This window comes from Pseudomonas lurida (assembly GCF_002563895.1).
Classification (GTDB): domain Bacteria; phylum Pseudomonadota; class Gammaproteobacteria; order Pseudomonadales; family Pseudomonadaceae; genus Aquipseudomonas; species Aquipseudomonas lurida.
Window position 1 is genome coordinate 4,412,976 of sequence record NZ_PDJB01000001.1, and the last position, 26,201, is coordinate 4,439,176.

General features: G+C 61.0%; 24 protein-coding genes. 15 read left to right on the forward strand and 9 right to left on the reverse strand.

The annotated features are described in order from the left end of the window. The first annotated feature begins 17 nt into the window (after positions 1-17). Positions 18-563: a GTP cyclohydrolase I FolE gene (folE, locus tag ATH90_RS19950; RefSeq protein WP_003442011.1), complete on the forward strand. Its 546-nt coding sequence runs from the start codon at positions 18-20 to the stop codon at positions 561-563. A 101-nt stretch (positions 564-664) separates the two neighbouring features. Next, complete coding sequence (locus ATH90_RS19955) at positions 665-1,036, forward strand: glutathione S-transferase N-terminal domain-containing protein (RefSeq protein ID WP_034107814.1); 372 nt, start codon at positions 665-667, stop codon at positions 1,034-1,036. Positions 1,037-1,098: 62 nt separating this feature from the next. Here the strand turns inward: ATH90_RS19955 and ATH90_RS19960 are convergent, their stop codons facing one another. From ATH90_RS19960 to ATH90_RS19970, 3 genes are read right to left on the reverse strand one after another with little or no spacing between them, the layout of a single operon-like run. Beyond that, positions 1,099-1,407 carry an AtuA-related protein gene (locus ATH90_RS19960; RefSeq protein WP_069077906.1) on the reverse strand — a complete coding sequence of 103 codons (309 nt, stop codon included), beginning with the start codon at positions 1,405-1,407 and terminating at the stop codon, positions 1,099-1,101. Beyond that, positions 1,404-2,729 (reverse strand): acyclic terpene utilization AtuA family protein, encoded by a 1,326-nt coding sequence (locus tag ATH90_RS19965; protein ID WP_098467146.1) that lies wholly within the window; start codon positions 2,727-2,729, stop codon positions 1,404-1,406. The genes ATH90_RS19960 and ATH90_RS19965 overlap by 4 nt, the downstream gene beginning before the upstream one ends. Position 2,730: 1 nt before the next feature. Continuing rightward, positions 2,731-4,023, reverse strand: a complete 1,293-nt coding sequence (locus tag ATH90_RS19970) for a CitMHS family transporter (RefSeq protein ID WP_034107820.1) — start codon at positions 4,021-4,023, stop codon at positions 2,731-2,733. A 125-nt stretch (positions 4,024-4,148) separates the two neighbouring features. Between ATH90_RS19970 and ATH90_RS19975 the strand changes: the two genes are divergently transcribed. Further along, positions 4,149-5,045 carry a LysR family transcriptional regulator gene (locus tag ATH90_RS19975; RefSeq protein ID WP_098467708.1) on the forward strand — a complete coding sequence of 299 codons (897 nt, stop codon included), beginning with the start codon at positions 4,149-4,151 and terminating at the stop codon, positions 5,043-5,045. A gap of 103 nt (positions 5,046-5,148) precedes the next feature. On the opposite strand, the gene ATH90_RS19980 is transcribed toward ATH90_RS19975, so the two are convergent. Both ATH90_RS19980 and ATH90_RS19985 read right to left on the reverse strand, forming a co-directional pair. Beyond that, a complete protein-coding gene (locus ATH90_RS19980; protein WP_098467147.1) occupies positions 5,149-5,751 on the reverse strand; it encodes a glutathione S-transferase family protein in 603 nt (200 codons plus the stop codon). A gap of 10 nt (positions 5,752-5,761) precedes the next feature. Then, positions 5,762-6,928, reverse strand: a complete 1,167-nt coding sequence (locus ATH90_RS19985; protein ID WP_098467709.1) for an aminotransferase-like domain-containing protein — start codon at positions 6,926-6,928, stop codon at positions 5,762-5,764. 81 nt (positions 6,929-7,009) lie between these two features. Between ATH90_RS19985 and ATH90_RS19990 the strand changes: the two genes are divergently transcribed. The 3 genes from ATH90_RS19990 to ATH90_RS20000 all read left to right on the forward strand — a co-directional run bounded on the left by ATH90_RS19990 (position 7,010) and on the right by ATH90_RS20000 (position 9,637). Beyond that, positions 7,010-7,444, forward strand: coding sequence for a MarR family winged helix-turn-helix transcriptional regulator (locus tag ATH90_RS19990; RefSeq protein ID WP_034107826.1), 435 nt, complete (start codon positions 7,010-7,012; stop codon positions 7,442-7,444). Positions 7,445-7,650: 206 nt separating this feature from the next. Continuing rightward, positions 7,651-8,997, forward strand: a complete 1,347-nt coding sequence (locus ATH90_RS19995) for an NCS2 family permease (protein ID WP_098467148.1) — start codon at positions 7,651-7,653, stop codon at positions 8,995-8,997. Positions 8,998-9,010: 13 nt separating this feature from the next. Continuing rightward, positions 9,011-9,637 carry a LysE family translocator gene (locus ATH90_RS20000; RefSeq protein WP_098467149.1) on the forward strand — a complete coding sequence of 209 codons (627 nt, stop codon included), beginning with the start codon at positions 9,011-9,013 and terminating at the stop codon, positions 9,635-9,637. Between the two features lie 4 nt (positions 9,638-9,641). Here ATH90_RS20000 and ATH90_RS20005 read toward each other — a convergent pair whose 3' ends face one another. Together ATH90_RS20005 and uraH are read right to left on the reverse strand one after the other, a co-directional pair. After that, positions 9,642-14,870, reverse strand: a complete 5,229-nt coding sequence (locus ATH90_RS20005) for a dermonecrotic toxin domain-containing protein (protein ID WP_098467150.1) — start codon at positions 14,868-14,870, stop codon at positions 9,642-9,644. Positions 14,871-15,025: 155 nt separating this feature from the next. Further along, a complete protein-coding gene (uraH, locus tag ATH90_RS20010) occupies positions 15,026-15,379 on the reverse strand; it encodes a hydroxyisourate hydrolase (RefSeq protein WP_034107834.1) in 354 nt (117 codons plus the stop codon). Positions 15,380-15,767: 388 nt separating this feature from the next. Here uraH and puuE point away from each other — a divergent pair, with 388 nt between their 5' ends. The 8 genes from puuE to ATH90_RS20045 all read left to right on the forward strand — a co-directional run bounded on the left by puuE (position 15,768) and on the right by ATH90_RS20045 (position 23,033). Then, positions 15,768-16,694, forward strand: coding sequence for an allantoinase PuuE (gene puuE / locus ATH90_RS20015; protein ID WP_034107836.1), 927 nt, complete (start codon positions 15,768-15,770; stop codon positions 16,692-16,694). Beyond that, the gene (gene uraD, locus ATH90_RS20020; RefSeq protein WP_069077911.1) at positions 16,691-17,206 is read left to right on the forward strand and encodes a 2-oxo-4-hydroxy-4-carboxy-5-ureidoimidazoline decarboxylase; all 516 of its coding nucleotides are present in this window, start codon (positions 16,691-16,693) and stop codon (positions 17,204-17,206) included. Before puuE ends, uraD begins: the two co-directional genes overlap by 4 nt. Before the next feature lie 81 nt (positions 17,207-17,287). Next, on the forward strand, positions 17,288-18,283 hold the full coding sequence (alc, locus tag ATH90_RS20025) for an allantoicase (protein ID WP_010208835.1): 996 nt from the start codon (positions 17,288-17,290) through the stop codon (positions 18,281-18,283). A 124-nt stretch (positions 18,284-18,407) separates the two neighbouring features. Beyond that, the gene (locus tag ATH90_RS20030) at positions 18,408-18,911 is read left to right on the forward strand and encodes an ureidoglycolate lyase (protein WP_095185456.1); all 504 of its coding nucleotides are present in this window, start codon (positions 18,408-18,410) and stop codon (positions 18,909-18,911) included. Positions 18,912-18,962: 51 nt separating this feature from the next. Continuing rightward, entirely contained in the window at positions 18,963-20,267 is a 1,305-nt protein-coding gene (locus tag ATH90_RS20035) for a urate hydroxylase PuuD (RefSeq protein WP_098467151.1), read from the forward strand. Between the two features lie 197 nt (positions 20,268-20,464). After that, on the forward strand, positions 20,465-21,811 hold the full coding sequence (locus tag ATH90_RS20040; RefSeq protein ID WP_034107846.1) for a nucleobase:cation symporter-2 family protein: 1,347 nt from the start codon (positions 20,465-20,467) through the stop codon (positions 21,809-21,811). A gap of 44 nt (positions 21,812-21,855) precedes the next feature. Then, positions 21,856-22,224 carry a hypothetical protein gene (locus ATH90_RS29215; protein ID WP_141537510.1) on the forward strand — a complete coding sequence of 123 codons (369 nt, stop codon included), beginning with the start codon at positions 21,856-21,858 and terminating at the stop codon, positions 22,222-22,224. 23 nt (positions 22,225-22,247) lie between these two features. Further along, positions 22,248-23,033, forward strand: coding sequence for an outer membrane protein OmpK (locus tag ATH90_RS20045; protein WP_034107847.1), 786 nt, complete (start codon positions 22,248-22,250; stop codon positions 23,031-23,033). A 48-nt stretch (positions 23,034-23,081) separates the two neighbouring features. Here the strand turns inward: ATH90_RS20045 and ATH90_RS20050 are convergent, their stop codons facing one another. Continuing rightward, the gene (locus ATH90_RS20050) at positions 23,082-24,212 is read right to left on the reverse strand and encodes a patatin-like phospholipase family protein (protein ID WP_034107848.1); all 1,131 of its coding nucleotides are present in this window, start codon (positions 24,210-24,212) and stop codon (positions 23,082-23,084) included. A 32-nt stretch (positions 24,213-24,244) separates the two neighbouring features. Then, positions 24,245-25,177 (reverse strand): lipid A biosynthesis lauroyl acyltransferase, encoded by a 933-nt coding sequence (locus ATH90_RS20055; RefSeq protein ID WP_034107850.1) that lies wholly within the window; start codon positions 25,175-25,177, stop codon positions 24,245-24,247. A gap of 119 nt (positions 25,178-25,296) precedes the next feature. Between ATH90_RS20055 and minC the strand changes: the two genes are divergently transcribed. Next, positions 25,297-26,034 (forward strand): septum site-determining protein MinC, encoded by a 738-nt coding sequence (gene minC, locus ATH90_RS20060; protein ID WP_033900844.1) that lies wholly within the window; start codon positions 25,297-25,299, stop codon positions 26,032-26,034. Positions 26,035-26,201: the final 167 nt, after the last annotated feature.

Below are 26,201 nucleotides of genomic sequence, written 5' to 3' on the forward strand. Positions count from 1 at the left end.
ATCCCACAGGTAGTTTCATGTCCCTGGAACAGAATTACACCGCGATCCTCGGCCAACTCGGCGAGGACGTTTCCCGCGAGGGCCTGCTCGACACGCCAAAGCGTGCCGCCAAGGCGATGCAGTACCTTTGCCGTGGCTATGAGCAGACTCTGGAAGAAGTCACCAACGGTGCCTTGTTCAGCTCTGACAACAGTGAAATGGTGCTGGTCAAGGACATCGAGTTGTACTCGCTGTGCGAACACCACCTGCTGCCGTTTATCGGCAAGGCTCACGTAGCGTATATCCCGAGCGGCAAAGTGCTGGGCCTGTCGAAGGTCGCGCGGATTGTCGACATGTATGCGCGCCGCCTGCAGATCCAGGAGAACCTCAGCCGCCAGATCGCCGATGCCGTGATGCAAGTGACGGGCGCATTGGGGGTGGCCGTGGTGATCGAAGCCAAGCACATGTGCATGATGATGCGCGGTGTGGAAAAACAGAATTCGTCGATGATCACCTCGGTGATGCTGGGTGAGTTCCGCGAAAACGCGGCCACCCGCAGCGAATTTCTCAGCCTGATCAAGTAACAGGCTGCGTACGAAAAGGCCGGCGTTCATCGCCGGTTTTTTTTCGCCCGTAAAATTCAGGTAAGCTGCCGCCCCTCAGTTATGGGCAAGAGGTTTCAGCCATGTTCGTCAAAGCACTTCGAGTGGGCCTCGGCCACGTCATCATCGCGGGCGACTTCCTGACCCGCCCACGCAAAAAGCAGCGGCCTGCCGAACAACAGGCGCAGGTGAATGCAGCGGCCAAGGAACTGACCCTCTATCAATTCCATGCCTGCCCGTTCTGCGTGAAAACCCGTCGCACCCTGCACCGCCTGAATGTGCCCGTTGCGTTGAAGGACGCGAAGAACAACGAGCAGGACCGTCAGACCCTGCTGGAGCAAGGCGGCAAGATCAAGGTGCCGTGCCTGCGTATTGAAGAGAATGGCCAGACCACCTGGATGTACGACTCCAAGGTGATCATCGATTACCTCGACAAGCGCTTTGCCGCTATCTGACAGACACCGCTGAGTCATGTGGGCGCTGGCGTGCCAGCGCCCACATTGGTTTCTGGGTGCTGTTAAAGGTCAAGGTCCAGCAATGCCGAGCCCAGGCACTTGCCATGGGCATCCAGCGCCAGCGAACGGGTGACCCCGCCACGCAGGATCCCCGGCAGCACGAAGTTCAGCGCCTGCACATTGGCCAACACATAACGCTGCACCGGTGCAGCACCAGGCTCGAGCAGGTCCGCAAAGAACGCAGTCACACGCTCGGCCGTCAGGTGCTCGCACAGCAACGGGTAATCCTCGGCACGGTACGCAATGATCGAGATATTCGACGTATCGCCCTTATCCCCGGTGCGGGAATGGGCCAGTGTGTGCAACTTCATGCTTCGATCCTCGGGTTGACCGCGCCACGCGGTAGCAATAACGACGCCACCGCCACGACCTGGCGTACGCTTTTACTCGCGCCACCGCCACCGGACGGGCCGTTGGTGTACAGGGTTTCGACTTCATTGCCGACGCGCACCGCGTCACTTCGCGCCGCACAGCGAGCTGCCACGCGCAGGCGCACTTCCCAGGGTTCGACCGTGCTGCGCGGCCCGTGGAGCGCGTCCATGCCGATCAGTTCGGCGCGCACGTCCTGCATCTTCACGCCGATCAGCTCAAGGCGCTTGAGGACGACATCTCGCGCCAGCTGCGCCCGTGCGATAGCACCGGGGCCACCGTAGGACATCTGCCCTTCGCCAATCCAACCCTCCAAATAACCGACACTGACCTTTAACTGCTCGGGTCGCGCACGCCCCCCCGCCCCTTGGGCGCGGACACGATCACTACCTTCTTCGACAAACCCCACCTGGGAAAAATCAGCCGTCACATCCGGCGTCAGGTACGCCGCGGGATCATGCACTTCATAGATGAGTTGCTCGATGCAGGTGGCGCGGCTGACCCGCCCACCGGAACCGCTGACCTTGGTGATCAAGGCTTCGCCATCGGCACTGATCTCGGCCAAAGGGAAGCCCAGGCGAGCCAGGTCGTCCACATCCTTGAAACCTGGGTCGGCAAAATAGCCACCGCTGACTTGGCCGGCGCATTCGAGCAAATGCCCTACCAGCGTGCCGCGTCCCAGGCGCTGCCAATCGTCCGCCGCCCAGCCGAACTCAAACATCTGCGGCGCCAGGAACAGTGAGGGATCGGCCACACGCCCGGTGATCACCACATCCGCATCAGCACCCAACGCCTCCAGAATGCCGTCGACGCCCAAGTAGGCATTCGCGGAAATCAGGCGCTCGCCCAGTGAACCGACAGTCTGGCCGTTATCCAGCAACCATTCGGGCTGCAAGGCGCTCAACACGTCGTCGCCGACCACCGCAGCGACTTTGAGGTCAACGCCCAACTCGCTGGCAATTCGCCGCACTTCAACCGCCGCCGACAGCGGGTTGGCCGCGCCCATATTGGTGATCACCCGCAAGCGACGACGCCCGGCCTTCACGCCAACAAACGGCAACACCCGACGCATGCGCTCACTGAGCAGCGGGTCATAACCGCCCTCCGGGTCGTTGATCCGCGCCTGTTGCGCCAAGGCAATCGTGCGCTCAGCCAGGCACTCGAACACCAGGTAATCCAGGTCACCCTGTTCGGCCAGTTCCACCGCAGGTTCGATACGGTCGCCGGAATAACCGGCACCGGAACCGATGCGCAAGGTTTTCATCTCAAATCACTCCCAGGAGCAATGCAGTCAGGGTCATCAACACCGACGCAGCAAACAGAAAAGGGATGGTGAAGCGCTGGTGATCGGCCAATTCGATCTTGCACAGGCCCACCAACAGGAAGGTCGCGGGGGTCAGCGGACTCACCGGGAAACCGGTGGTGTGCACGCCCAGCAACGACGCCTGGGCCACTTGCAGCGGGTCGACGCCGAGCGCCTTGCCAACTTCGGCGATCACCGGCATGACGCCGAAATAGTAGGAATCGGGGTCGAACAGCATGCTCAAGGGCATGGAAATAAAGCCCACGACGGCCGGGATCAACTTGCCGTGGCCGGCCGGAATCTGCGCCACCGCCACTTCGGCAATCGCCTTGAGCATGCCCGTGCCCTGCATGATCCCGGTGAACACCCCGGCAGCCAGCAGGATACTGGCCATGGTCAGGGCGGTCTTTGCGTGGGCATCAATGCGGGCGCGCTGAGCGTCGACATTCGGGTAGTTGATGCACAGCGCCACCACGGTGCCGAGCATGAACATCACCACGGGGTCGACCCAGCCGGCGATCATCACCACCATCACCAGCACGGTCAGCATCAGGTTGACCCAGAACAGGCGTGGCCGACGCAGCTTGATGTCATCGTCACTGAGTACCCGTTGCGGCACCGCATCCACGCTGGAGCCGGCGCCGAGGCCCAGGCGTTTTTCTTCGCGACGGCCGAGCCACCAGGCGCAGGCGAAGACAAAGATCAGACCGACAATCTGCACGGGGATCAGTGGCTGGAACAGGTCCGCCACCGGCACATGCAATGCTGCTGACGAACGCAACACCGGCCCCGTCCACGGCAAAAAGTTGACCCCGGCCGCCATCGCGCAGACGCAGGCAAGGATGCGTTTGTCGATGCCCAACCGCGTATAGAGCGGCAGCATCGCGGGCACCGTCACCAGGAAGGTCACTGCGCCGGAACCGTCCAGGTGCACCAGCAGCGCCAGGGTCGCAGTGCCTACGACAATTCGTGTAGGACGCGTCCCTACCGTGCGCAGTATGCGATCAATGATGGGGTCGAGCATACCGGCATCGGTCATGATGCCGAAAAACAGAATCGCGAACACAAACATGCCGACCACGGGGGCGACGTTCTTGATACCGGTAATGATGAAGGCGCTGGTTTGCAGGCCGAACCCGCCGAGCAGTGCGGCGATAATCGGCAAGGCGATCAGGGCCACCAGCGGTGATAGGCGTTTGCTCATGACGGCAGCGAGCAGGCACAGGATGGTGATGACACCCAGGGTAGCGAGCATGGTTACTCCAGAGCGGCCTTGGTGGCCGGTTATTGTTTTCCCTGGAGTATTGGAAGCAGGTTAGTCTTTGTAAATTGGAATATTCAGCCACCATCATTCGTAAAAACAAAATTAAGCTGACCCCCATGAAGAATTCAATCCAGCACATCCAGGCGTTTCTTGCCGTAGCCCGTACCGGCAGTTTCACCAAGGCCGCCAACGAACTGCACCTGTCGCCCTCGGCCCTCACCGTGCAAGTCCAACAATTGGAAGACTGGCTCGGCGTCGCCCTGCTCGACCGCAGCCCGCGCCACGTCAGCCTCACCGCCGCGGGCCGGGACGCCCGCGGGCCCATGCAAAAACTGCTGCTGGACCTGGACAACATCGTCACCGGCTCCCGTGACCTCGCCGCACTGCGCCGGGGGGTGGTCACCATCGCTGCCCTGCCCTCCGTGTGCGCCGGCGCGCTGCCGCCGGTTCTACGCCTGTTTCGGGAACGTTTTGCCGGGATCGAAGTGCGCCTGCATGACCTTGTGGCCCACCGCATTCATGCGCAAGTGCGCTCCGGCGAGGTCGATTTCGGTATCGGCGTACGTGCGCGGCTCAGCCATGGCCTGGATTTCGCGCCGGTGCTCAATGATCGCTTGTGTGCGTTTGTGCCGGAGGATCACCCCCTCACCCGCCACCCGTCACTGACCCTGGCACAACTGGCAGACCAGCCGATCATCCTCACCGGGCGCGACAGCAGTGTGCGTGAGCAAGTGGATGCGCTGTTCGATGAGTCGCGGCTGACGATGAACGCAGGCATGGAAGCCAACTACATGTCGACGGTGTTGGCGCTGGTGCGCCAGGGGCTGGGCATCAGTGTGCTACCGGAGTCGGCCGCCGACAGCCTGGAGGGGTTGACGCGCATCCCCATCGATCATCCTGGCGTGAACCGGGAGATCGGGTTGATCAGTCGCACCGGAATGGGCTTGAGCCCGGCGGCGCAACGGTGCTTCGAGCTGCTGAAGGAACAACTCAATGACTCACCCTCGAGCTGAATGCAGGCGCTGGCTTGCCTGCGATCATAGCGCCTAAGTGCAACCGACAGACTGCGTCGGCCGCGTCGCAGGCAAGCCAGCCCCCACCGTTTGACCGAGTGAATCAGCCCAGCATGGCGACATGCTTGGGATGACTGGCAACACGCTTCAACCACGCCTGCACACCAGGGTAGGCGTCCAGCTCAAAACCACCCTCGTTCGCCACGTGGGTATAGGCATACAAGGCCACGTCCGCGATGGAGAACTGATCACCCACCAGGTAAGGCGTCAACTGCAGTTGGCGTTCCATGACCTTGAGCGCCTTGTAGCCCCCTTTGTGCAGCTTCTTGTATTCCTCCATGCGGTCCTCCGGCAGCCCCAGGTAGAACTGGATAAACCGCGCCACCGCAATGTACGGCTCGTGGCTGTACTGCTCGAAGAACTGCCATTGCAAGACTTGAGTGCGCAGGCGCGGCTCGCTCGGCAGGAACTCGCTGCCATCGGCGAGGAAGTTCAGGATCGCGTTGGATTCCCACAAGCAGGTGCCATCTTCCAATTCCAGCACAGGGATCTTGCCGTTGGGGTTTTTCGCCAGGAATTCGGCGGTCTGGGTGTCACCCTTGAGGATGTCCACATCCACCCATTGATAGGGAATGCCCAGCAGGCTGAGCATCAACTTGACCTTGTAGCAGTTGCCCGACTTGTAATCGCCATAAACCTTGTACATGGGGCTCCCCTTATGCCGCTTGCGCGTGCTGTGCTTGACGGACCACCGCGGCCAGGCGCTTGAGACCTTCGTCCAGGCGGGCCGGGTCGATATGGCTGAAATTGAGCCGCAACGAGCCAAGGTGTTGGTCTGGCTCGGAAAAGAACGGTTCACCGGGCATGAACGCGACGTCCTGATCTAATGCTTGCGCCAACAAGGTGCGGGTGTCGAGCGGCTGTTTCAAGGTCAGCCAGAAGAATAATCCACCCTGTGGCACTTGCCAGTCGGCCAGTTCAGCGAAATGCCGTTGCAATGCCGCCTGGAACGCATCGCGGCGTTCGCGGTAGAAGCTGCGCAGTTGCGCCAGGTGCTGCTGGTACTTCGGCGTGCCGATCCACTGCATCGCCTGCCATTGGCCGACGCGATTGGTGTGCAGGTCTGCCGACTGCTTGAGCTTGAGCAGGTGCGGGAACAGGTCTGGGCTGGCGATCAGGTACCCGACCCGCAAGCCCGGCAACAGGGTCTTGGACACGGTGCCGGTGTAAATCCAGCTGGCCTTTTTCAGGCGACCGGCGATGGGTTTGGCGCTGCCGCCGTCAAAGGTGAGCTCGCGGTAGGGTTCGTCTTCGATCAAGGTCACGCCGAACTCATCGAGCAACGCCGCCACGGCCTCGCGCTTGGCTTCGCTGTAGCGCACGGCCGAGGGATTCTGGAACGTGGGGATCAGGTAGATGAACGCCGGGCGGTGGCGTTCGAGGTGGGTGCGCAACGCGGTGAGGTTCGGGCCGTAGGCCTCCAACTGCACGGTGAGACAGTCCGCGCCGAACAACTGAAAGATCTGCAGCGCGGCCAGGTAGGTCGGGCCTTCGAGCAGGATCTGCGTACCTTTGTCGATGTACAACTTGGCCGCCAGGTCCAGGGTCTGCTGGGACCCGCTGACGATCAGTACCTGGCTGGCCTGGCACGGTATGCCCAATGCCCGCGCCTGGGCGGCAAGCCGTTCGCGCAGTTGTGGTTCGCCTTCGCTCATGCCGTACTGGCCGATATTCAGCGGCATATCGTCCCAGTTCAACGCCGGCAGCATGGCTTCAGCGGGTAGGCCACCGGCGAACGACATCACTTCCGGGCGCTGGGCTGCCGCGAGGATTTCACGGATCAAGGAGCTTTTAAGGCGCGTAACACGTTCAGAGAAGGCCATAAGGTCACCGGTAGCGAAGCCTGGGGGAAATACGTCAAACTGGTTGACCGAAATTACGACGACTTGCACGGATACGTCAATATGCTTGACCTTAAAAACCCAACCGCCCAGCAGCAAGCCATGGAAGCGTTCTTCTTCGGCTATCAGGCGTTTACCGCCAAGGCCGACGAGATGCTCGAGCGCCGGGGCCTGAGCCGGGTGCACCAGCGCATCGTGTTTTTTATCGCACGCTACCCGGCATTGAGCGTGAAGGAACTGCTGGAACTGCTGGGCGTGAGCAAGCAGGCATTGAACATGCCGTTGCGACAGCTGCAGGAAATGCACCTGGTGGACAGCGTCGCGTCCGAGGCCGACAAGCGCAAACGCCTGCTGGCATTAAGTGAAGAAGGCCAGCGTTTCGAGCAGTCACTGCGGCGCGAACAAGTGAAATTGTTGCAGCGCGCATTCGGTGAAGCGGGCGAAGAAGCGGTGGCCGGATGGCTGGCGGTTAACCAGGCACTCGCAAACCAGCCTTGATCTCTGTGGCGAGGGGATGGCCTTTCATCTCTTTCGCAGTTCAAACCGAAAACATTATTTGCTTTCTTTGTATACAAAAGCATAATTCGCTTCGTGCGAGTTCCTGACCTATTGGTCAACAAAACCCGCCAGTACCTCAAAGCGCTGTTGCCCACATTTGTGACCGGCGCTGGAAATAACAATAAAACTCTTGAGGAGTACTCGCTGTGGATAGCCGCAAATCCGAAGCCCCGACGCTGGACATTGCCCCCTCACCGAACGGCTGGCTGGAACGCCTGTTCAAACTGCGCCTGCATGGCACCACAGTGAAGACCGAGCTGATCGCCGGCCTCACCACCTTCATCACCATGGCCTACATCATTTTCGTCAACCCGAACATCATGGCCGACGCCGGCATCGATCACGGCGCGGCCTTTGTCGCCACCTGCATCGCCGCCGCGCTGGGGTGCCTGCTGATGGGGCTGTACGCCAACTGGCCAGTGGGCCTGGCGCCGGGCATGGGCTTGAACGCGTTTTTCACCTACACGGTGGTCGGCACCATGGGCTACACCTGGGAAACCGCGCTGGGCGCGGTGTTCATTTCCGGTGTGCTGTTCATGGGCCTGACGCTTTCGCGGGTGCGTGAATGGCTGCTCAACAGCATTCCAGTCAGCCTGCGCCACGCCATGGGCGCCGGCGTCGGCCTGTTTCTTGGGGTGATCGGGTTGAAGACTGCCGGCATCATCGTCGACAGCCCCGCCACGTTGATCAAGCTCGGCTCACTGCATGAACCCGCGCCGCTACTGGCAGCCGTGTGCTTCCTGCTGATCGCCATCCTCAGTTACCACCGCGTGTTCGGCGCAATCCTGATCAGCATCATCGCGGTGACGCTAACCGGATGGGGCCTGGGCCTGGTGCACTACAACGGCATTCTGTCCACGCCGCCCAGTCTGGCCCCTACCTGGATGGCAATGGATGTAAAAGGTGTGTTCAATGTCAGCATGATCAGCGTGGTATTTGCATTTCTTTTTGTACACATGTTTGACACCGCAGGTACACTCATGGGCGTTGCGCAACGGGCCGGCCTGGTGAACGCTGATGGCAAGATCGATAACCTGTCCCGCGCATTGAAGGCCGACAGCGCTTCCAGCGTGTTCGGCGCGATGGTTGGTGTACCGCCGGTGACCAGCTATGTCGAAAGTGCTGCGGGCGTGGCGGCGGGTGGTCGCACCGGGCTGACGGCTGTCACCGTGGGCATCCTGTTTGTGGCGGCGATGTTTTTTGCACCGCTGGCCGGGATGATCCCGGCATATGCCACTGCGGGTGCGCTGATTTATGTCGCGATGCTGATGATGGCGAGCATGGCGCACATCAATTGGGATGAGGCCACCGACAGCATCCCCGCGATCGTCACTGCGATCATGATGCCGCTGACGTTCTCGGTCGCCGACGGGATTGCGCTGGGCTTTATCACCTACGTGGCGCTGAAGGCGGGTACTGGCAAGTACCGCGAGATTTCCGTCAGCCTGTGGGTGCTGTGCGTGATTTTCATCGCCAAGTTCATCTTTTTATAAGAAGGAGTAACGCATGACCCTGGAAACCTGGCTGCTGTTCAGCGGCGCTGCATTGATCGTGATCCTGATCCCTGGCCCACTGTCCTTGCTGATGATCAGCAACAGCCTCAACTATGGTCTGCGTCGCTCGTACCCGGCGTTCCTGGGAGGCGTGTTTGCCTCGGTCTGCCTGTTGAGCGCTTCTGCGCTGGGGCTGGGGGCGCTCCTGCTGGCCAGCGAGCAGCTGTTCAGTGCCCTGAAGATCCTCGGCGCGATGTACCTGTTCTACCTCGCCTGGCAAAGCTGGCAGCAATCTCGCCAGCCCAGCCAAGGCGCCGTGGTGCCCCAGGCCATCGCAACGCCGCGGTTTCGCGCGCTGTTCAGTCGCGCGTTCGTGCTGGGCGCCAGCAACCCCAAGGACATCCTGTTCTTTGCCGCCTTCCTGCCGCAGTTTCTGAACAGCGAACAACCCTTCCTGTCACAGCTGCTGGTCATGATCGCCACCTGGGCCGTACTCGACCTGCTGTGCAAATTGACCTATGGGCTCGGTGCACAGGGCGCCGCACGCTACTTGCGCAGCGGCAAGGGCCAGGTCGGGTTCAACCGCGTCAGCGCGGTGTTGTTCGGCGGGGCCGGAGCAGCCTCCCTGCTAAGCCGCTGATGGTTCATACACGCACAAAATAGACGCTGGGTGGGTCGGTCTGAAAGACCGGCCATTGAATGCCTGCCACAATTCGCACCAGTCGGTTTTCCTGCAGGGCGCGCTGGACGCCCACGAATGCAAGCGAGTCCGGATGAGCATTGATGGCGCTAATCAACCAGCGGTCCGTCAGCCTCTCCTTAATCTGAACACTCGCTCGCTCCACCCACTTGGGCACGATGTAGTACACCTTGCCGGAATTGGAAGAACGGTGGGTCGCGACCATTTCATGGATGACATGGAAGGCGCGTTTCACCTCGACTTCATAGACGTTGAAACCGTGCTGTTCGAGAACGGTGCGGATCGCCGCGCGCTGCGCAGTATTTCGCTGGGCGGCTCTTCCTGGCCCACTGAAACGCAACGCCGGGTCCACCCCTTGGGCCCTGAAGTCGACGCGAGTGAAACCCGGAGCCAAGCTCTCGTTGCCGATGCTGAGAGATCCGCCCCCCCTTTCGGTGGTCCGCAGCATCCTCAGCCAGTCATCCGTCTGTGCGGGCCGCTGCGCGCTTTGGGTCAACCAGTCGTCCAGCGTTGCGCGGATATTGAGCAGGTGGGTGGCCGAGACCGAGTAGGACGTATCCGCCAACTCAACCAATCGCCTGGCAGCCATTCTCTGGCTGTGAAGGGTCATGGTGGGGAAAGCAGCGCCTACATAGTGCTCCAAAGGCCGGTCAAACAGACGCGTATGCAGCTGCCAGTCCCCCACGGCATTGCGCGACACCGGTATAGGCTGCTCCCCACGTGCCGTCGTGGTCCAACGTTCGATATCAACGTAGGCACGAGAGACCAGCGGCTCATCCGGGCCGATAAACGCGATGCCGCTCCTGGGCGCATTGCTCCCCTCATTGAGCAACCTGTAGTACCCGAGTCCTGAGGCCGTTGCCGTGTCATACCCCGCACCGAGGTAGATGGCGTCGTAGGGAAATACCCGAGCGTGCGGCCTCACATGAAATGTCCCGAGCGCCGTAAACGCAGACATCTGTTCCGCAGGCACCTGGACCCTCCAATCGAACCAGTCGGTGGCCGGCGCAGGTGACTGGTAGATGCGTTTTTCCGTCGCCGCGCGCACGCTCGGTGGGCGCCAGTCTGGCGGCGTGGGTACTCGCGCCTGCCAAGGATTGAGCCTGCCAGAGCTCGGCCCCGCCATCGGCGCGTCTGCGCTCAGTAACCACTCCCTGGGCTGGTGGATGTGCAAGATCAATTCGTCCTGCCCCGGCGCCTGTGGGTTTTTCAGGCGAAACACCTGCTCGTTCCGGCGCCGGTACACCGGGTAATGATGGGTGTCATCCGCCACGAATGCCTCACCATTTTTCACATAGACCCCTTGCTCACCTGGCCCCTTCAAGGCGACGGCCGCGTCCGGTACGCCCTTGACGTTGAAACGCTCCAGGGCCTTGAGTCGAGCGACGGGTGCCAGGGGCGAGTCCCCAGGGCGCGAAGTCATGCGCAAGCGACGAATCCGCCCCAGCACGGCGCTCGGCCTCGGTCGTGCAACCCGGGCCACTGCGCTGCCCGGCTTTTTGGGCCCCGGTACAAAGTTCGATAACAGTTCGAAAGCCAGAAAGGCGGTCATGAAACTCACATCAACCGCATCATGGGCGTCGCCAAAACGGTGATACCGCCGAGCGACAAGCAGCAGCTCATAAAAATCGTTGAATATCCCGTACAACGGCGAGAAAAACGCCACTAACCTGCGCTGGGTGGCATCGCTCTGCTCGCCCAGGCGCCGGCTCCGATACGCCTGCAATGCCTGGCCGGAATGACTGGCACCCTGGGTCCGGCGTTGCAGTTCAAGCACGTTGGCGTGGTACAGCAATGCTTGGGCATTGCTGTGAGCGGTGGGGACAAGGGCCAGCCAGTGCTGGGGTTCACGGGTCATTTGCTCAAGGGTGTGTCGTTCGATCTCGTCCGCTAGCGGCGTCGGCTCCAGATGCTTGACGTTGAATGAACGAACAAACCCAGCTCCCCGCCAAATCCCTTTGAACAGGAAAAAACTCGGCGACAGGTCAAATACGTTGAATATCTGACCAGGTCTGCCGAGGGTGTCTGGATCATGGGGCATTGCCTCGAATGCCCAACCGGGTGCGACTTGCCGCGCCAGGGCCTTGGCGTGCTCAGGCATTGCACCGATGCGATTCAGTTCAGCGTGGGCCTGTTGCAGGCTGGCGTATTCGGTGAGAACCAGGGCGTGCGGAGCGTCGGGCCAATAGACCACGCAAAGTCCGGAAGGCTTGTCATGCACCAGCACGATACCGGCGATGTAGCGATCATGCAGCATCGTGTGGCCCACCAGATGAACCACGTGCAACTGCAATGCGTAGGGGGCCTTCAACAGGTCTTGCGGTGTTCGCGCCGCCATCGCCGTGGTGAACAGGCTTTGTGCCGCCGCCGACAGCCCCCGTTGAATCGCCGCGAAAAGATGATGCTGAACGCCGGTAAGCAAAGCGCGATTCAATAACGCGGGAATACGCCCTTCGCTGACCAGGGTGTGGGCATCGAGCCGCGGATAAAAAACGGTGTGGATCAACGCGTCGTATTGACCGCCGATATCCAGCGACGACGCCAGGCCGATCAAGTAATCGGCATTCAGCCGCTGCTTCCAGCCAGACTGCAGATAGCGGGCACGATGGAGTCGCCACTTTGTCCAGGGCGCCAGTGGGTCCAGGTTGTGCAACACCAGCTGCAACAGACTGAAGGCGGTCCGCGTGACGCTCGGGGTCAATCTTATAGATCGATCGCCCACCGTGCAGACCGGTGAATTCGCACAGAAGCTGCCATGGACATCATCGGGCAGGTCAATAAAGGGCTGGTCGATGTCCCATTGCGAGGAAATACCGTCCTCACTCAGGCGAGCCATCAAGGCGCGGCGGGCGAACGTCTCCAGGTCGGGCAGCACATCTTCCAGCCGGCGCTCGAATGCGAAGGCGTTGCTCAAGTGAACGCGCTGCACATGCAAGAAGTCTCGACGTTGGGCACGGGTTGCATGCGCCAACCAGGCAGGCAGTTTCTTCGCTTCAGACGCGGCCTGGCGCAGCAACTCGACATTCGCCAAAGCCTGGCCCAGGGCTCTATTGACGGGTATTTTCAGCTGCCTCTCCAACTCGCCCCTCAACAGCGCGCGACTCAACCCGGCGTCCTTCACCTCGGTGAAAATACGCGTAATGCCCTCGGTGCTTGTGTGCAATCGGTGGTAACTGTCCAGCATTTGCTTGAGCGCGGCCAGCGCCGGCTTGCCCTTGACTGCGCGGTAGCGCACAGCCAGCGTTTTACGCACGGCATGGGCACGCAGGTCGGAGCGCTTATCGCGCTCGATAGCGCCCCACAACACGGAGCCGTCAGGGCTGGCCAGGCTGGCCTTGAGACTGCGGGTCAAGGCGTCAAGACCGGCAAACGCCTTGATCCCTCCCTCTGTCCCGAACGCGTACAACACCACCGGACGCTGGCGGGCCGGGACCCGCAACGCAGCCGCCGTGGTGATCACCCAGATGTTAAGGAGGGGGTAGAAAGCGTCCGGCTCGCAGCCCACCGCGATTGACAGCACCTGGGTTTCACTGCGAGTGCGTCGAGCTGACAGGGGCTGCTCCACCACTTCGATCACCTGGTCATGATGGGCCGTACCGATCAACTTGAGCCGGTGCAGTAGCTGAACCTCGCAACGCAGGGCCTCGGTCTGGGCCTGCATAAACAGGGAAACACGCCTGGCAGTACCCGCCCCATCCGGGCGCTCCACCCAGAAAGCCAACTCGAGCAGTCGATGCTGCGCGTTGTGCAGCAACGTATTCATCACAGACGTATGCACACTGAGTTTGCCCAGCAGCGACGTGATCGCCCGATAAGCGGGAGTCTGCGCGCCGGGGTCATCCGCAGCGAGTAACGCGACCAGACCTTTTTCGTAGCGCTTGACCTGCTGCTCCGCGGTGCGCAGGGCCAAATCGGGGGCGCTGCTGGCGAAGACTATTTCTTCGCCCCGTCGTTGCCCGTCCCATTTAAGCAGTTGAGTGCGAATGAGGCCGAGCCGAGCGCCGCCGACCAGCTGTTTTCTGGCGTGCTGCACATGCGCGAGTAACAGGGCGGCATTCAGCGGTGGAGGCGCAGGCCGTTGGTCAGAAAACACCTGCGCAGCATAATCCTTCACGGCACACCCCAGCTCATTGCTCCATTGCCCGGCCAGCATCGCCAGGGCGCCCTGCTCCAGCGCATCGTCCATTACCTCCAAGCCGCGAACGAAGGTCGCCGACGATAAGTCCGCCGGCCGGTACGCCCCCTCACGGCGCCTTAACGGCAAGCAGTGCCAGAGGTCGTGGAACAGCGAGCGGTTCACGTCCAGCAGGGCACACTGAAGGGCGAAGAACGACGGGGCCTCGTAAAACGGGCGCACCGCACCCGGCAGGTAAATCACCTGCGGCGCGTCGCTGGGCTCGCCCTCGCGGTAAAGGTGCAACGCACCGGGAATCACGACCGCTGGCGTACCCGGCCACATTAATTGGCCGACTTTCACGCTCGCCCACGCCCCACCTGCCCGGTCGCGCGCTTCTGCGGTCGGGGCATCAATCAAGGCTTGGACCATCGCCATTGCGCGGCTTGAGAGTTCCTCCAGCTGCTGCGCCATGAAGGCGCGGTCAGCGAAGAGTGTTTTTTGCAACTCGACCCAACGCTCTCGGCGAGTGAGCCAGGACCCCAACACCAAGCCGTTCCAGTAGGCAGAGGCCACGTGATCCAGGCGCTCCAAGAGCCTCATCGCAATCACCCGCTGCAATACTTCCAGCGGCGTGTACGGGAATCGGTAATCCGGCCTCCCCTTGACGCTCAGGGCAGTGAACCGGTTGACGTTGATCACCACCGAGGGCAATACCAGCAACGACAATGCCCGCTCAGTCAACGTCTCGACTTTGCGGGGCGGGTCGGGCGGCTTGGGTTCGGTGAACACCAGGCTGTCAGGGTCGATCTCGAATTCCTTGCGCAGCTCGGCGCGCATCACCGCCAGAACCTTCGGCGAGCGCCCTAGCAGGCGGGCCAGTGCCTGCGTCGCCTCATTACACCGCCAGTCCGCAAGGGCGATTTGATTGATCAGGCGACTGGGATGGGGAGCGGTGTTGATCCGCCGCGTCAGCAGATCGCGAATCGACTGAGACGCATCGGCATCGTCTGTATCGACAGCCGGCGCAACGCTCGGGTGGTCGGGGACCAGGGTCATGGGGTTTTGTTCTCTGCGACGAAAACCCCAGCCTAGGCACTACCGACAGGTACAAGGTGCTAGATAGTTGAACGCAACCCGCGCAAAAAAAAGCCCGCAGTGTGGGCGGGCGAAAAACCAACGAAGAGCTTTGGGGGTGTGAAGCGAGGTGACGCTCAGCTACCGCGGTAGGTGGAGTAGCTGTATGGCGAAATCAGTAGGGGAACATGGTAGTGATCCTGCTCGGCGCTGATACCGAAACGCAGCACCACCACATCCAGGAAGGCCGGCTCCGGCAACTGCACACCACGGGCGCGGTAGTAGTCGCCGGCACTGAACTGCAGCTGGTACACGCCGCTGCGGTAATCGTCGCCCTGCAACAGCGGTGCATCGCAGCGGCCGTCGTTGTTGGTCAGGGCGGTGGCGACCAGCGCCAGCTGTGCGCCTTCGACGCGGTACAGCTCGACCTTGATCGCGCTGCCGGGGCAGCCGTGTGCGGCGTCCAATACGTGTGTGGTCAAACGTCCCATGGCGTCTATGCGCCTCCCGTGGTCAGTGGAAAGTGATCCGCACTTTTTCAGGGCATCAAAAAGCCGGCGATGACTGATTAAGACACTTTTTAAAAAAATTGTACACAATAAAAATCACAAACCATTGGATCCGCCCGCTGACATTGCCCTAAGGTGCGATCAACAAGTAATCGTTGCTTTTTAACGACCTTTTGTCCATTTGCTGACCAGTCAGGCAAGTTTCTTGCTACACCATCCTTACAGAGCCATCCAGAAAAAATGCGGAAATGCAGGCTTACAAAGTTGGCGACAAGTTGTATACAATCACTCATCGCTGTGACGCCACCCAGTCTTTTCACTGCCCGGCCGCCACACACACTTGCTACCACGAACAAGAAGGAAGACTGCAGTGAGCGCTGACTACCCACGCGACCTGATCGGTTACGGCAGTAACCCTCCTCACCCCCACTGGCCGGGCAACGCGCGCATTGCGCTGTCTTTCGTACTCAACTACGAAGAAGGCGGCGAGCGCAATATCCTGCACGGCGACAAAGAATCCGAAGCCTTCCTGTCGGAAATGGTCTCGGCCCAGCCACTGCAGGGCGAGCGCAACATGAGCATGGAGTCGCTGTACGAGTACGGCAGCCGTGCCGGCGTGTGGCGCATCCTCAAGCTGTTCAAGGAATTCGACATTCCGTTGACCATCTTCGCCGTGGCCATGGCCGCCCAGCGCCACCCGGACGTGATCCGCGCGATGGTTGCCGCCGGCCACGAGATCTGCAGCCACGGCTACCGCTGGATCGACTACCAATACATGGATGAGGCCCAAGAGCGCGAGCACATGCTCGAAGCCATCCGTATCCTCACCGAACTCACCGGCGAACGCCCACTGGGCTGGTACACCGGGCGCACCGGCCCCAACACCCGGCGGCTGGTGATGGAGGAAGGCGGCTTCCTCTACGACTGCGACACCTACGACGACGACCTGCCCTACTGGGAACCCAACAACCCGACCGGCAAGCCGCACCTGGTGATCCCCTACACCCTGGACACCAACGACATGCGCTTCACGCAGGTGCAGGGCTTCAACAAGGGCGACGACTTCTTCGAATACTTGAAAGACGCGTTCGACGTGCTCTACGCCGAAGGGTCCGAAGCGCCGAAAATGCTTTCCATCGGCCTGCATTGCCGCCTGATCGGCCGCCCTGCGCGCCTGGCTTCGTTGAAGCGTTTTATCGAATACGCCAAAGGTCATGAGCAGGTGTGGTTCACACGCCGTGTCGATATTGCCCGGCATTGGCAGGAAACCCACCCGTACACGGGAGCGGCAAAATGACTGCGTTCCACACCTTGAAACCCTCGACCCTGAGCCGCGATGAGTTTGTCGCTGCCTTCGCCGATATCTACGAACATTCGCCATGGGTGGCCGAAAAGGCCTTCGACCTGGGCCAGGATGCCTCGATCGATCAGATCGAAACCCTGCACCAGCGCATGAGCGACATCCTGTTGAGCGCCGATCACACCAGGCAACTGGCGCTGATCAACGCTCACCCGGACCTGGCCGGCAAAGCCGCCGTCCAGGGGCAACTCACCGAAGCCAGCACCCATGAACAGGCTGGCGCCGGTATTCACCAATGCACGGCCGAAGAGTTTTCTCGCTTCACCGAGCTGAACGACGCCTACAAGGCCAAGTTCAAGTTTCCCTTCATCATGGCGGTAAAAGGCAGCAACCGGCACCAGATCCTCGCCGCGTTTGAAACGCGCATTCACAACTCGGTCGACGCCGAGTTCAAGTGTGCCCTGGCCGAGATCAACAAGATCGCGTTGTTCCGATTACTGACTCTTTAAGCAGACCTGGCCCGAGCGGTTCATGAACGCCCAGGGCCTGGCGAGCATCCCAAGCCACTCTATTTAAGGCAGACAAGAAGAATGAAAGCTTACGCCGTACCTTTCGAGAAGTTCGTCAACCTGGCCGACGCCCGCCTGGGCACCAAAATCATCTCCGTTACCGATGACTGGTTCGCCGACGCCAACCGCCTGTTCCAGCCGACCCCGGCCGTGTGGAAGGAGGGCGTTTTCGATGACAACGGCAAGTGGATGGACGGCTGGGAGTCGCGCCGCAAGCGCTTCGAAGGCTACGACAGCGCAGTGATCCGCCTGGGCGTGCCGGGTTCGATCAAGGGCGTGGACATCGACACTTCATTCTTCACCGGCAACTTCCCACCGTCGGCGTCCCTGGAAGCCTGTTTCCTGGCTTCGGGCGAGCCGGATGACAACACCCAGTGGGTGGAAGTGCTGTCGGCCGTCGAGCTGCAAGGCAACAGCCACCACTACCACGAGATCAACAACGACCAGGCCTTCAGCCATCTGCGCTTCAACATCTACCCGGATGGCGGCGTAGCCCGCCTGCGTGTGTACGGCGTGCCGTTCCGCGACTGGTCTTCGGTAGGCGACAACGAACAGGTCGACCTGGCCGCCGCCTTGAACGGCGGGCGTGCCCTGGCGTGCTCCGATGAACACTTTGGCCGCATGAGCAACATCCTCAACCCAGGCCGTGGCATCAACATGGGCGACGGCTGGGAAACCGCGCGTCGTCGTACGCCGGGCAATGACTGGGTGATCGTCGCCCTGGGCCATCCCGGCGAGATCGAGAAGATCATCGTCGACACCCTGCACTTCAAGGGCAACTACCCGGACACCTGCTCGATCCAGGGCGCGTTCGTGAAGGGCGGCACCGACAGCCAGATCGAAACCCAATCGCTGTTCTGGCGCGAACTGCTGCCGGCACAAAAGCTGGAAATGCACGCCGAACACACCTTCGCCGAGCAGATCAAGGCGCTGGGGCCGATTACCCACATCCGCCTGAACGTGTTCCCGGACGGCGGTGTGAGCCGCCTGCGTGTGCTCGGTAAGGTCGCGAAATAAGGGTGGGCCCAATCGCGGGCACGCCCGGCTCCCACAGGGGTATGCGGTCAAATGTGGAAGCCGGGCGTGCCCGCGACAGCGGTAGACCAGACAACATCACATTCGAAAATTTAAGAAGACAGCCATGCGCACACTGATGATCGAACCCCTGACCAAAGAAGCCTTCGCCCCTTTCGGAGACGTTATCGAAACCGATGGCAGCGATCACTTCATGATCAACAACGGGTCGACCATGCGCTTCCACAAACTGGCGACGGTGGAAACCGCCCAGCCAGAGGACAACGCGATCATCAGCATCTTCCGCGCCGACGCGCTGGATATGCCGCTGACCGTGTGCATGCTGGAGAGACACCCGCTGGGCAGCCAGGCCTTCATTCCGCTGCTCGGCAACCCCTTTCTGATCGTGGTCGCGCCACTTGGCGATGAACCTGTATCGGGCTTGGTCCGCGCCTTCGTCACCAACGGCAGGCAGGGCATTAATTACCATCGCGGCGTCTGGCACCACCCGGTGCTGACGATCGAAAAGCGGGATGACTTCCTGGTGGTTGATCGCAGTGGCACAGGCAATAACTGCGATGAGCATTTTTTCAAAGAGGATGAGCGGTTGATCCTCGCCCCCCACCAATAAGAGAAGGTCTGATCACCCGACAACAAGGGTGACAGGCGAGAGGTAAAGACTGTGGAAGCACATTTGATGGAATGGCTGAACCTGAGCGTGCGCTGGGTTCACATGATCACCGGCGTCGCGTGGATCGGCGCTTCTTTCTACTTCGTCTGGCTGGAAAACAACCTCAATCGCGTCAACCCCAGGAACGGCCTGGCCGGTGACTTGTGGGCGATCCACGGTGGCGGTATCTACCACCTGGAAAAATACAAACTGGCTCCTCCGACCATGCCGGACAACCTGCACTGGTTCAAATGGGAGGCCTATTTCACCTGGATGTCGGGCATTGCGCTGCTGTGCGTGGTGTTCTACTGGAACCCCACGCTGTACCTACTGGCCCCAGGCAGCAGCCTCAGTGGCCCGGAAGGCGTACTGCTGGGCATTGGCTCATTGTTCGCCGGCTGGTTCATCTACTCCTTCCTCTGCGACTCGGCCCTGGGCAAGCGCCCTGCCCTGCTCGGCTTGATCCTGTTCGTGCTGTTGATTGCCGCCGCGTACGGCTTCAGCAAAGTGTTCAGTGGCCGTGGCGCCTACCTGCACGTGGGTGCGGTGATTGGCACCATCATGGTGGGCAACGTGTTCCGCATCATCATGCCGGCGCAACGCGCGCTGGTCGCGGCGATCGCGGAGAACCGCACGCCGGACCCGGCGCTGCCGGCCAAAGGGCTGCTGCGTTCGCGTCACAACAACTACTTCACCTTGCCAGTGCTGTTCATCATGATCAGCAACCACTTCCCGAGCACCTACGGCAGCGAATACAACTGGCTGATCCTGGCCGGTATCGCGGTGGCGGCGGTGTTGGTGCGGCACTACTTCAACACGCGGCATAACAGCCAGAAGTATGCGTGGACCTTGCCGGTAGGCGCCTTGGCGATGATTTGCCTGGCGTATGTGACCGGGCCAAAACCGATGTCGGCCGCACCGGAAGTGGCCAAGGCACCGGCAGCGATCGAGTACCAGCCATTGCCGGAAACGGCCTTGGGGGGTGGTTTGAAACCTGCCGCGCCTGCTGCCCCTGCCGAACCGGCTGCAGCACCCGCTGCGCCTGCCCAGGCGACGATTGATTTCGACAAAGTGCACGGGGTCATCCAGGAACGCTGCGCCGTGTGCCACTCGGCCAAGCCCACCAGCCCACTGTTCAGCACCGCGCCGGCGGGGGTGATGTTCGATACCCCGGCGCAGATCCAGCAGCAGGCCGCGCGCATTCAGGCGCAGGCCGTGGCGAGCCAGATCATGCCGCTGGGCAACATCACCCAGATGACCCAGCAGGAGCGTGATCTGATCGGCACCTGGATCAATCAGGGGGCCCGCACCAACTGACCGACTCACAGAGACCCAGAGTGGGCGCTGGCTTGCCTGCGATAGCGGTGTATCAGTCACCCAGAAGGTTGGGTGACTCACCGTCATCGCAGGCAAGCCAGCGCTCACAACCAGGACTTTTAGCGTTTTGAAGATTGAGTTCCACCCGGCAATTGAATGCCAAACAACACAAAAATAAAAAAGATCCGAGGTGTTGCATGACCGAGTTAGTCGAACCGCAGATTCCTGCCGCGCCCGCCATGGTGCGGCTGCCCCTCTTGCAACTGATTCTGGTAGGCCTGCAACACGTCTTGCTGATGTACGGCGGCGCCGTCGCCGTGCCCCTGATTATTGGCCAGGCCGCAGGGCTGAGCCGGGAAGAAATCGCCTTCCTGATCAACGCCGACCTGCTGGTGGCCGGCATCGCCACCATGGTGCAGTCGTTCGGCATCGGCCCGGTGGGCATCCGTATGCCGGTGATGATGGGCGCCAGTTTTGCCGCCGTCGGCAGCATGGTCGCCATGGCCGGCATGCCGGGCATCGGTTTGCAGGGGATCTTCGGCGCGACCATCGCTGCTGGGTTCTTCGGCATGCTGATCGCGCCATTCATGTCCAAGGTCGTGCGCTTTTTCCCGCCGCTGGTGACCGGCACGGTGATCACCGCGATCGGCCTGTCGCTGTTTCCGGTGGCCGTGAACTGGGCCGGGGGTGGCAGCGCCGCCGCGACCTTCGGCTCACCCATCTACCTGGCGATTGCCGCACTGGTACTGGCCACCATCCTGTTGATCAACCGCTTCATGCGCGGCTTCTGGGTGAACATCTCGGTGTTGATCGGCATGGGCCTGGGCTACGCCTTGTGCGGGGCGATCGGCATGGTCGACCTCGGCGGCCTGGCCCAGGCGCCATGGGTGCAAGTGGTCACGCCGCTGCACTTCGGCATGCCCACCTTCGAGTTGGCGCCGATCCTGTCGATGTGCCTGGTGGTGGTGATCATCTTTGTCGAGTCCACTGGGATGTTCCTTGCGCTGGGCAAGATCACCGGCCAGGACGTCACGCCGAGGATGCTGCGCCGTGGCCTGTTGTGTGATGCCGGCGCGTCGTTCGTGGCGGGTTTCTTCAACACGTTTACCCACTCCTCGTTCGCCCAGAACATCGGCCTGGTGCAGATGACCGGCGTGCGTTGCCGCTCGGTGACGATCATGGCCGGGGCCTTCCTTATCGTCCTCAGCCTGCTGCCCAAGGCCGCCTACCTGGTGGCGTCGATACCGCCGGCGGTACTCGGGGGCGCGGCCATTGCGATGTTCGGCATGGTGGCAGCCACTGGGATCAAGATCCTCCAGGAAGCCGACATCGCCGACCGTCGCAACCAGTTGCTGGTGGCGGTGAGCATCGGCATGGGCCTGATCCCGGTGGTGCGTCCGGAGTTCTTCGCCCAGTTACCGCTGTGGATGAGCCCGATCACCCACAGCGGCATCGCCATGGCCACCCTCAGCGCGTTGTCGCTGAATATCCTGTTCAACATTCTCGGTGGCGCTGAACGGCCTGCCGTTGCTCATACGCATTGATTCCTTTGTTAGTAAAACAATAACAACAAACAGGGAACACCCACATGCACGCCATTCACCTGGGGCCGGCCACGAGCCGTGCCCCATTCTCGCCCCACGCGCTCTTTTACGGCGCACTTGAGCCCAGGCTTTGGAGCCAGTATTCTCCGCGCCCGCTCGAATCGACTCAAAAAAAAACAGCGAATGTAAAAGCTGACTGCAAGGCCAACTTATCCCGGCCTTATGTCTGCGGCCAAAGTGCGCAAACGTCCTCTGAATTCGACTGCATCCGATGCAGCCGACGGGGATTTTTTGGCTTTTTAAACACCTTGGCGCAGCTCTTGCTAAAAGCACTAAAGCTGACCGAACAGACGATTTTTGCAGCGAACCAAAAGGCGCCACACCAGAGCGCCTGCGTAGAAGAAAAACCATAAAACTTTAACTCGGGAGCAACCGAATGAAACCTATGTTCAAAGGCCTGATGCTGGCGGGATCCCTGCTGGCCGGTGGCCAAGCCGTGGCCGGTGACCTGTTGCAGTGGCAGAACAACAGCCTGACTTACTTGTGGGGCAAGAACTTCACCGTCAACCCGCAGATCCAGCAAACCGTCACGTTCGAACATGCCGATGCCTGGAAGTACGGCGACAACTTTTTCTTTCTCGACCGTATCTTCTATAACGGCAAGGAAGACGGCAACGTGGGTCCGAACACCTACTACGGCGAGTTCAGCCCACGTTTGTCGTTCGGCAAGATCCTGGACAAGGACCTGTCATTCGGCCCGATCAAGGATGTGTTGCTGGCACTCACTTACGAGTTCGGCGAAGGCGATAACGAGTCGTACCTGGTCGGCCCTGGTTTCGACTTGAACATCCCCGGTTTCGATTACTTCCAGCTGAACTTCTACCAGCGCCAGACCGAAGGCAATCGCCCGGGTGACGGTGTGTGGCAGATCACCCCGGTATGGTCGTACACGATCCCGGTGGGCAACTCGAATATCCTGATCGACGGCTTCATGGACTGGGTGGTCGACAACGACAAGAACGCCCGTGGTACTTACCACGCCAACCTGCACTTCAACCCGCAGGTCAAATATGACTTGGGCAAGGCGCTGCACTGGGGCGACAAGCAGTTGTATGTGGGTTTTGAATACGACTACTGGAAGAACAAGTACGGCATCGAAGACTCCGGCGCGTTCAAGACCAACCAGGACACGGCGAGTTTCCTGGTCAAGTATCACTTCTGAGTAAATACCGCGTAAGCCATGTGGGAGCGGGCGTGCTCGCTTCCACATTCAGTTCGGCGTCAATCCAAGGAACCTCGATAATTCCTCACGCTTGGCCAGCGCATCTTTGCGCCCCAGCTCGATCAATTCGCTGCAATACCCCGCCTCGAACAACAAGTAACTCAGCACCCCCGCCCCGCTCGTCTTGGTCGCCCCCGGCCCCCTCAAGAACAAACGCAATGCCGCTGGCAATTCCTGCCGATGCCGCGCCGCGATTTCGTCGATGGGTTGGCTCGGCGCAATCACCAGCACCTCCACCGCCGCCACCCCAGGCGCGGCATGGCTGAACTGGTTCAAGCGCTCCAGCAATTCGATATCGCCTTCAAGGCTGTCAATGAACGTGCTGTTGAGCATGTGCCCACCGATCTGCGCCAGGGTTGGCTGCTGGCCGGTATAAGTGCGCTGCGTCGCCGGTTCGTTACCCCGCGGGTTGCCGCTGACACCGACCACCAGCACCCGGCTGGCCCCCAGGTGCAAGGCCGGGCTGATCGGCGCCGACTGCCGTACGGCACCATCGCCGAAATACTCTTGGTCGAGCTTCACCGGGGCAAACAGCAAGGGGATCGCCGAACTGGCCAGCAGGTGTTCAACCGTCAGTTGGGTCGGAACGCCGATGCGACGATGGCGCAACCAGGCGTCGATGGTGCCGCCGCCCTGGTAGAAGGTCACCGCCTGCCCGGACTCATAGCCAAAGGCCGTGACTGCGACGGCGTGCAAGTGCTTTTGACGGATGGCTTCGTCAATGCCGTCCAGGTTCAAGCGCTCCTGCAGCAACTCGCGCAGCGGCGAGCTGTTCAGCAGTGCCACCGGCACTTGGGCGCCGAGGCCCAGCAGGCTGTGGATGAGAAAGCGGCCGGCCTGGCGAATCACCCCGGGCCAATCGCTGCGCAACACCAAGTGGCTGCGAAAGCCCTGCCAGAAGGCGGTGAGGCGTTGGATGGCCGCCGTGAAATCCATCGCGCCACTGGCCAGGGTCACGGCGTTGATCGCGCCGGCCGACGTGCCGACGATCACGGGAAACGGATTGGGCGCCCCTGGCGGCAACAGCTCGGCAATCGCCGCCAATACCCCTACCTGATACGCCGCTCGCGCCCCGCCACCGGAAAGAATCAAGCCTGTAACCGGTTCAGCTGGGCGCATTGCGTCACTCCATGTGGGGAAAGTCGGTATTGTCAGCGGCGTTTTTCGTACAGCTTAGCTTCACCCGGTGGCCGGCTCTTGAAGCGGCGATGGGTCCACAGGTATTGCTCGGGGCATTCACGTACTGACGCTTCGACCCACTGGTTGATGCGCAGGCAGTCGACTTCATCGCTTTCACCGGGGAAGTCGGTCAAGGGCGGGTGGATCACCAGGCGGTAGCCACTGCCATCAGCCAGGCGCTCTTGGGTGAACGGCACCACCAGCGCCTTGCCCAGGCGGGCGAACTTGCTGGTCGCGGTCACAGTGGCAGCCTGGATGCCGAACAGCGGCACGAAGATACTTTGCTTGGCGCCGTAATCCTGGTCCGGTGCATACCAGATGGCGCGACCGGCGCGCAGCAGCTTGAGCATGCCGCGCACGTCTTCGCGCTCCACGGCGAGCGAATCGAGGTTATGACGTTCACGGCCACGGCGCTGGATGTAGTCGAACAGCGGGTTGCCGTGCTCGCGGTACATGCCATCAATGGTGTGCTTCTGCCCCAGCAGCGCTGCGCCGATTTCCAGGGTGGTGAAGTGCAGGGCCATGAGGATCACGCCCTTGCCATCCAACTGGGCCTGCTTGAGGTGTTCCAGGCCTTCGACGTGGGCCAGGCGTGCAAGGCGCTGGCGCGACCACCACCAGCTCATGGCCATTTCAAAGAACGCGATGCCGGTGGAGGCAAAGTTTTCCTTGAGCAGGTGCTTACGCTCTTTGGCAGATTTTTCCGGGAAGCACAGTTCCAGGTTTCGCGCGGCGATGCGGCGACGTTCGCCGGCCACACGGTACATACCCGCACCCAGCAGGCGACCAATGGTCAGCAGTGCACGGTACGGCAGTTGGGTGACCAGCCATAGCAGGCCGAGTCCCAGCCATAACAGCCAAAAGCGCGGGTGAAAAAATACAGCTCGAAAACGCGGGCGATCCATTACAGATTCCGGTAAAGACAAGGGCCGCGCATTCTACAACGGTTCGACTCGGCTTGCGGCCCGTGAGTGTTCTCGTTATAAGTCTCGACACTTTTCGTGACAAGCCGCTTTTGCCGACCATGAGCCAAACCGAACCGCTAGACCAAGATCCCGTGTTCCAGCTGAAAGGCAGCATGCTCGCCATCACCGTGCTGGAACTCGCCCGCAACGACCTCGACGCCCTGGACCGCCAGCTCGCCGCCAAGGTCGCCCTGGCGCCGAATTTCTTCAACAATGCCCCGCTGGTGCTGGCCCTGGACAAACTGCCCGCTGGCCAGGGCAGCATCGACCTGCCCGGCCTGATGCGCGTCTGCCGCTCCCATGGCCTGCGCACCCTGGCGATTCGCGCCAGCCGTATTGAAGACATCGCCGCCGCCATCGCCATTGAACTGCCAGTACTGCCACCGTCCGGCGCGCGCGAGCGTCCGCTGGAACCATTGGTCGGTGAAGAGAAGAAAAAACCGGAAAAACCGCCCGAGCCTGCGATCAAGCCTACAAAGATCATCACCTCGCCCGTACGCGGCGGACAGCAGATTTACGCCCAGGGTGGCGACCTTGTGGTGATCTCCTCGGTCAGTCCGGGGGCGGAACTTCTCGCCGATGGCAACATCCATGTATACGGCCCGATGCGCGGACGTGCCCTCGCCGGCATCAAGGGTGATACCAAGGCCCGTATTTTTTGCCAGCAGTTGACCGCTGAGCTAGTGTCCATCGCAGGCCAGTACAAGGTTTCAGAAGATTTGCGCCGTGATCCGCTGTGGGGGGCTTCGGTGCAGGTCAACCTGTCGGGCGATGTGTTGAACATCATCCGTCTTTAACGGATACTGCCGCATTTTCCAAGCATCTCTAGACTCTGATAGCACAGCGAAACCGGCAAGACTTGCGTAGGAATAATTGGAAGTGGCGTTTCTCCCTGGGAAACCCCATCTTTTTCCTACAAAGGCTGTCCGCCTGCAGCGAGTTCCAAGAGATGTTTTTCAGGGAC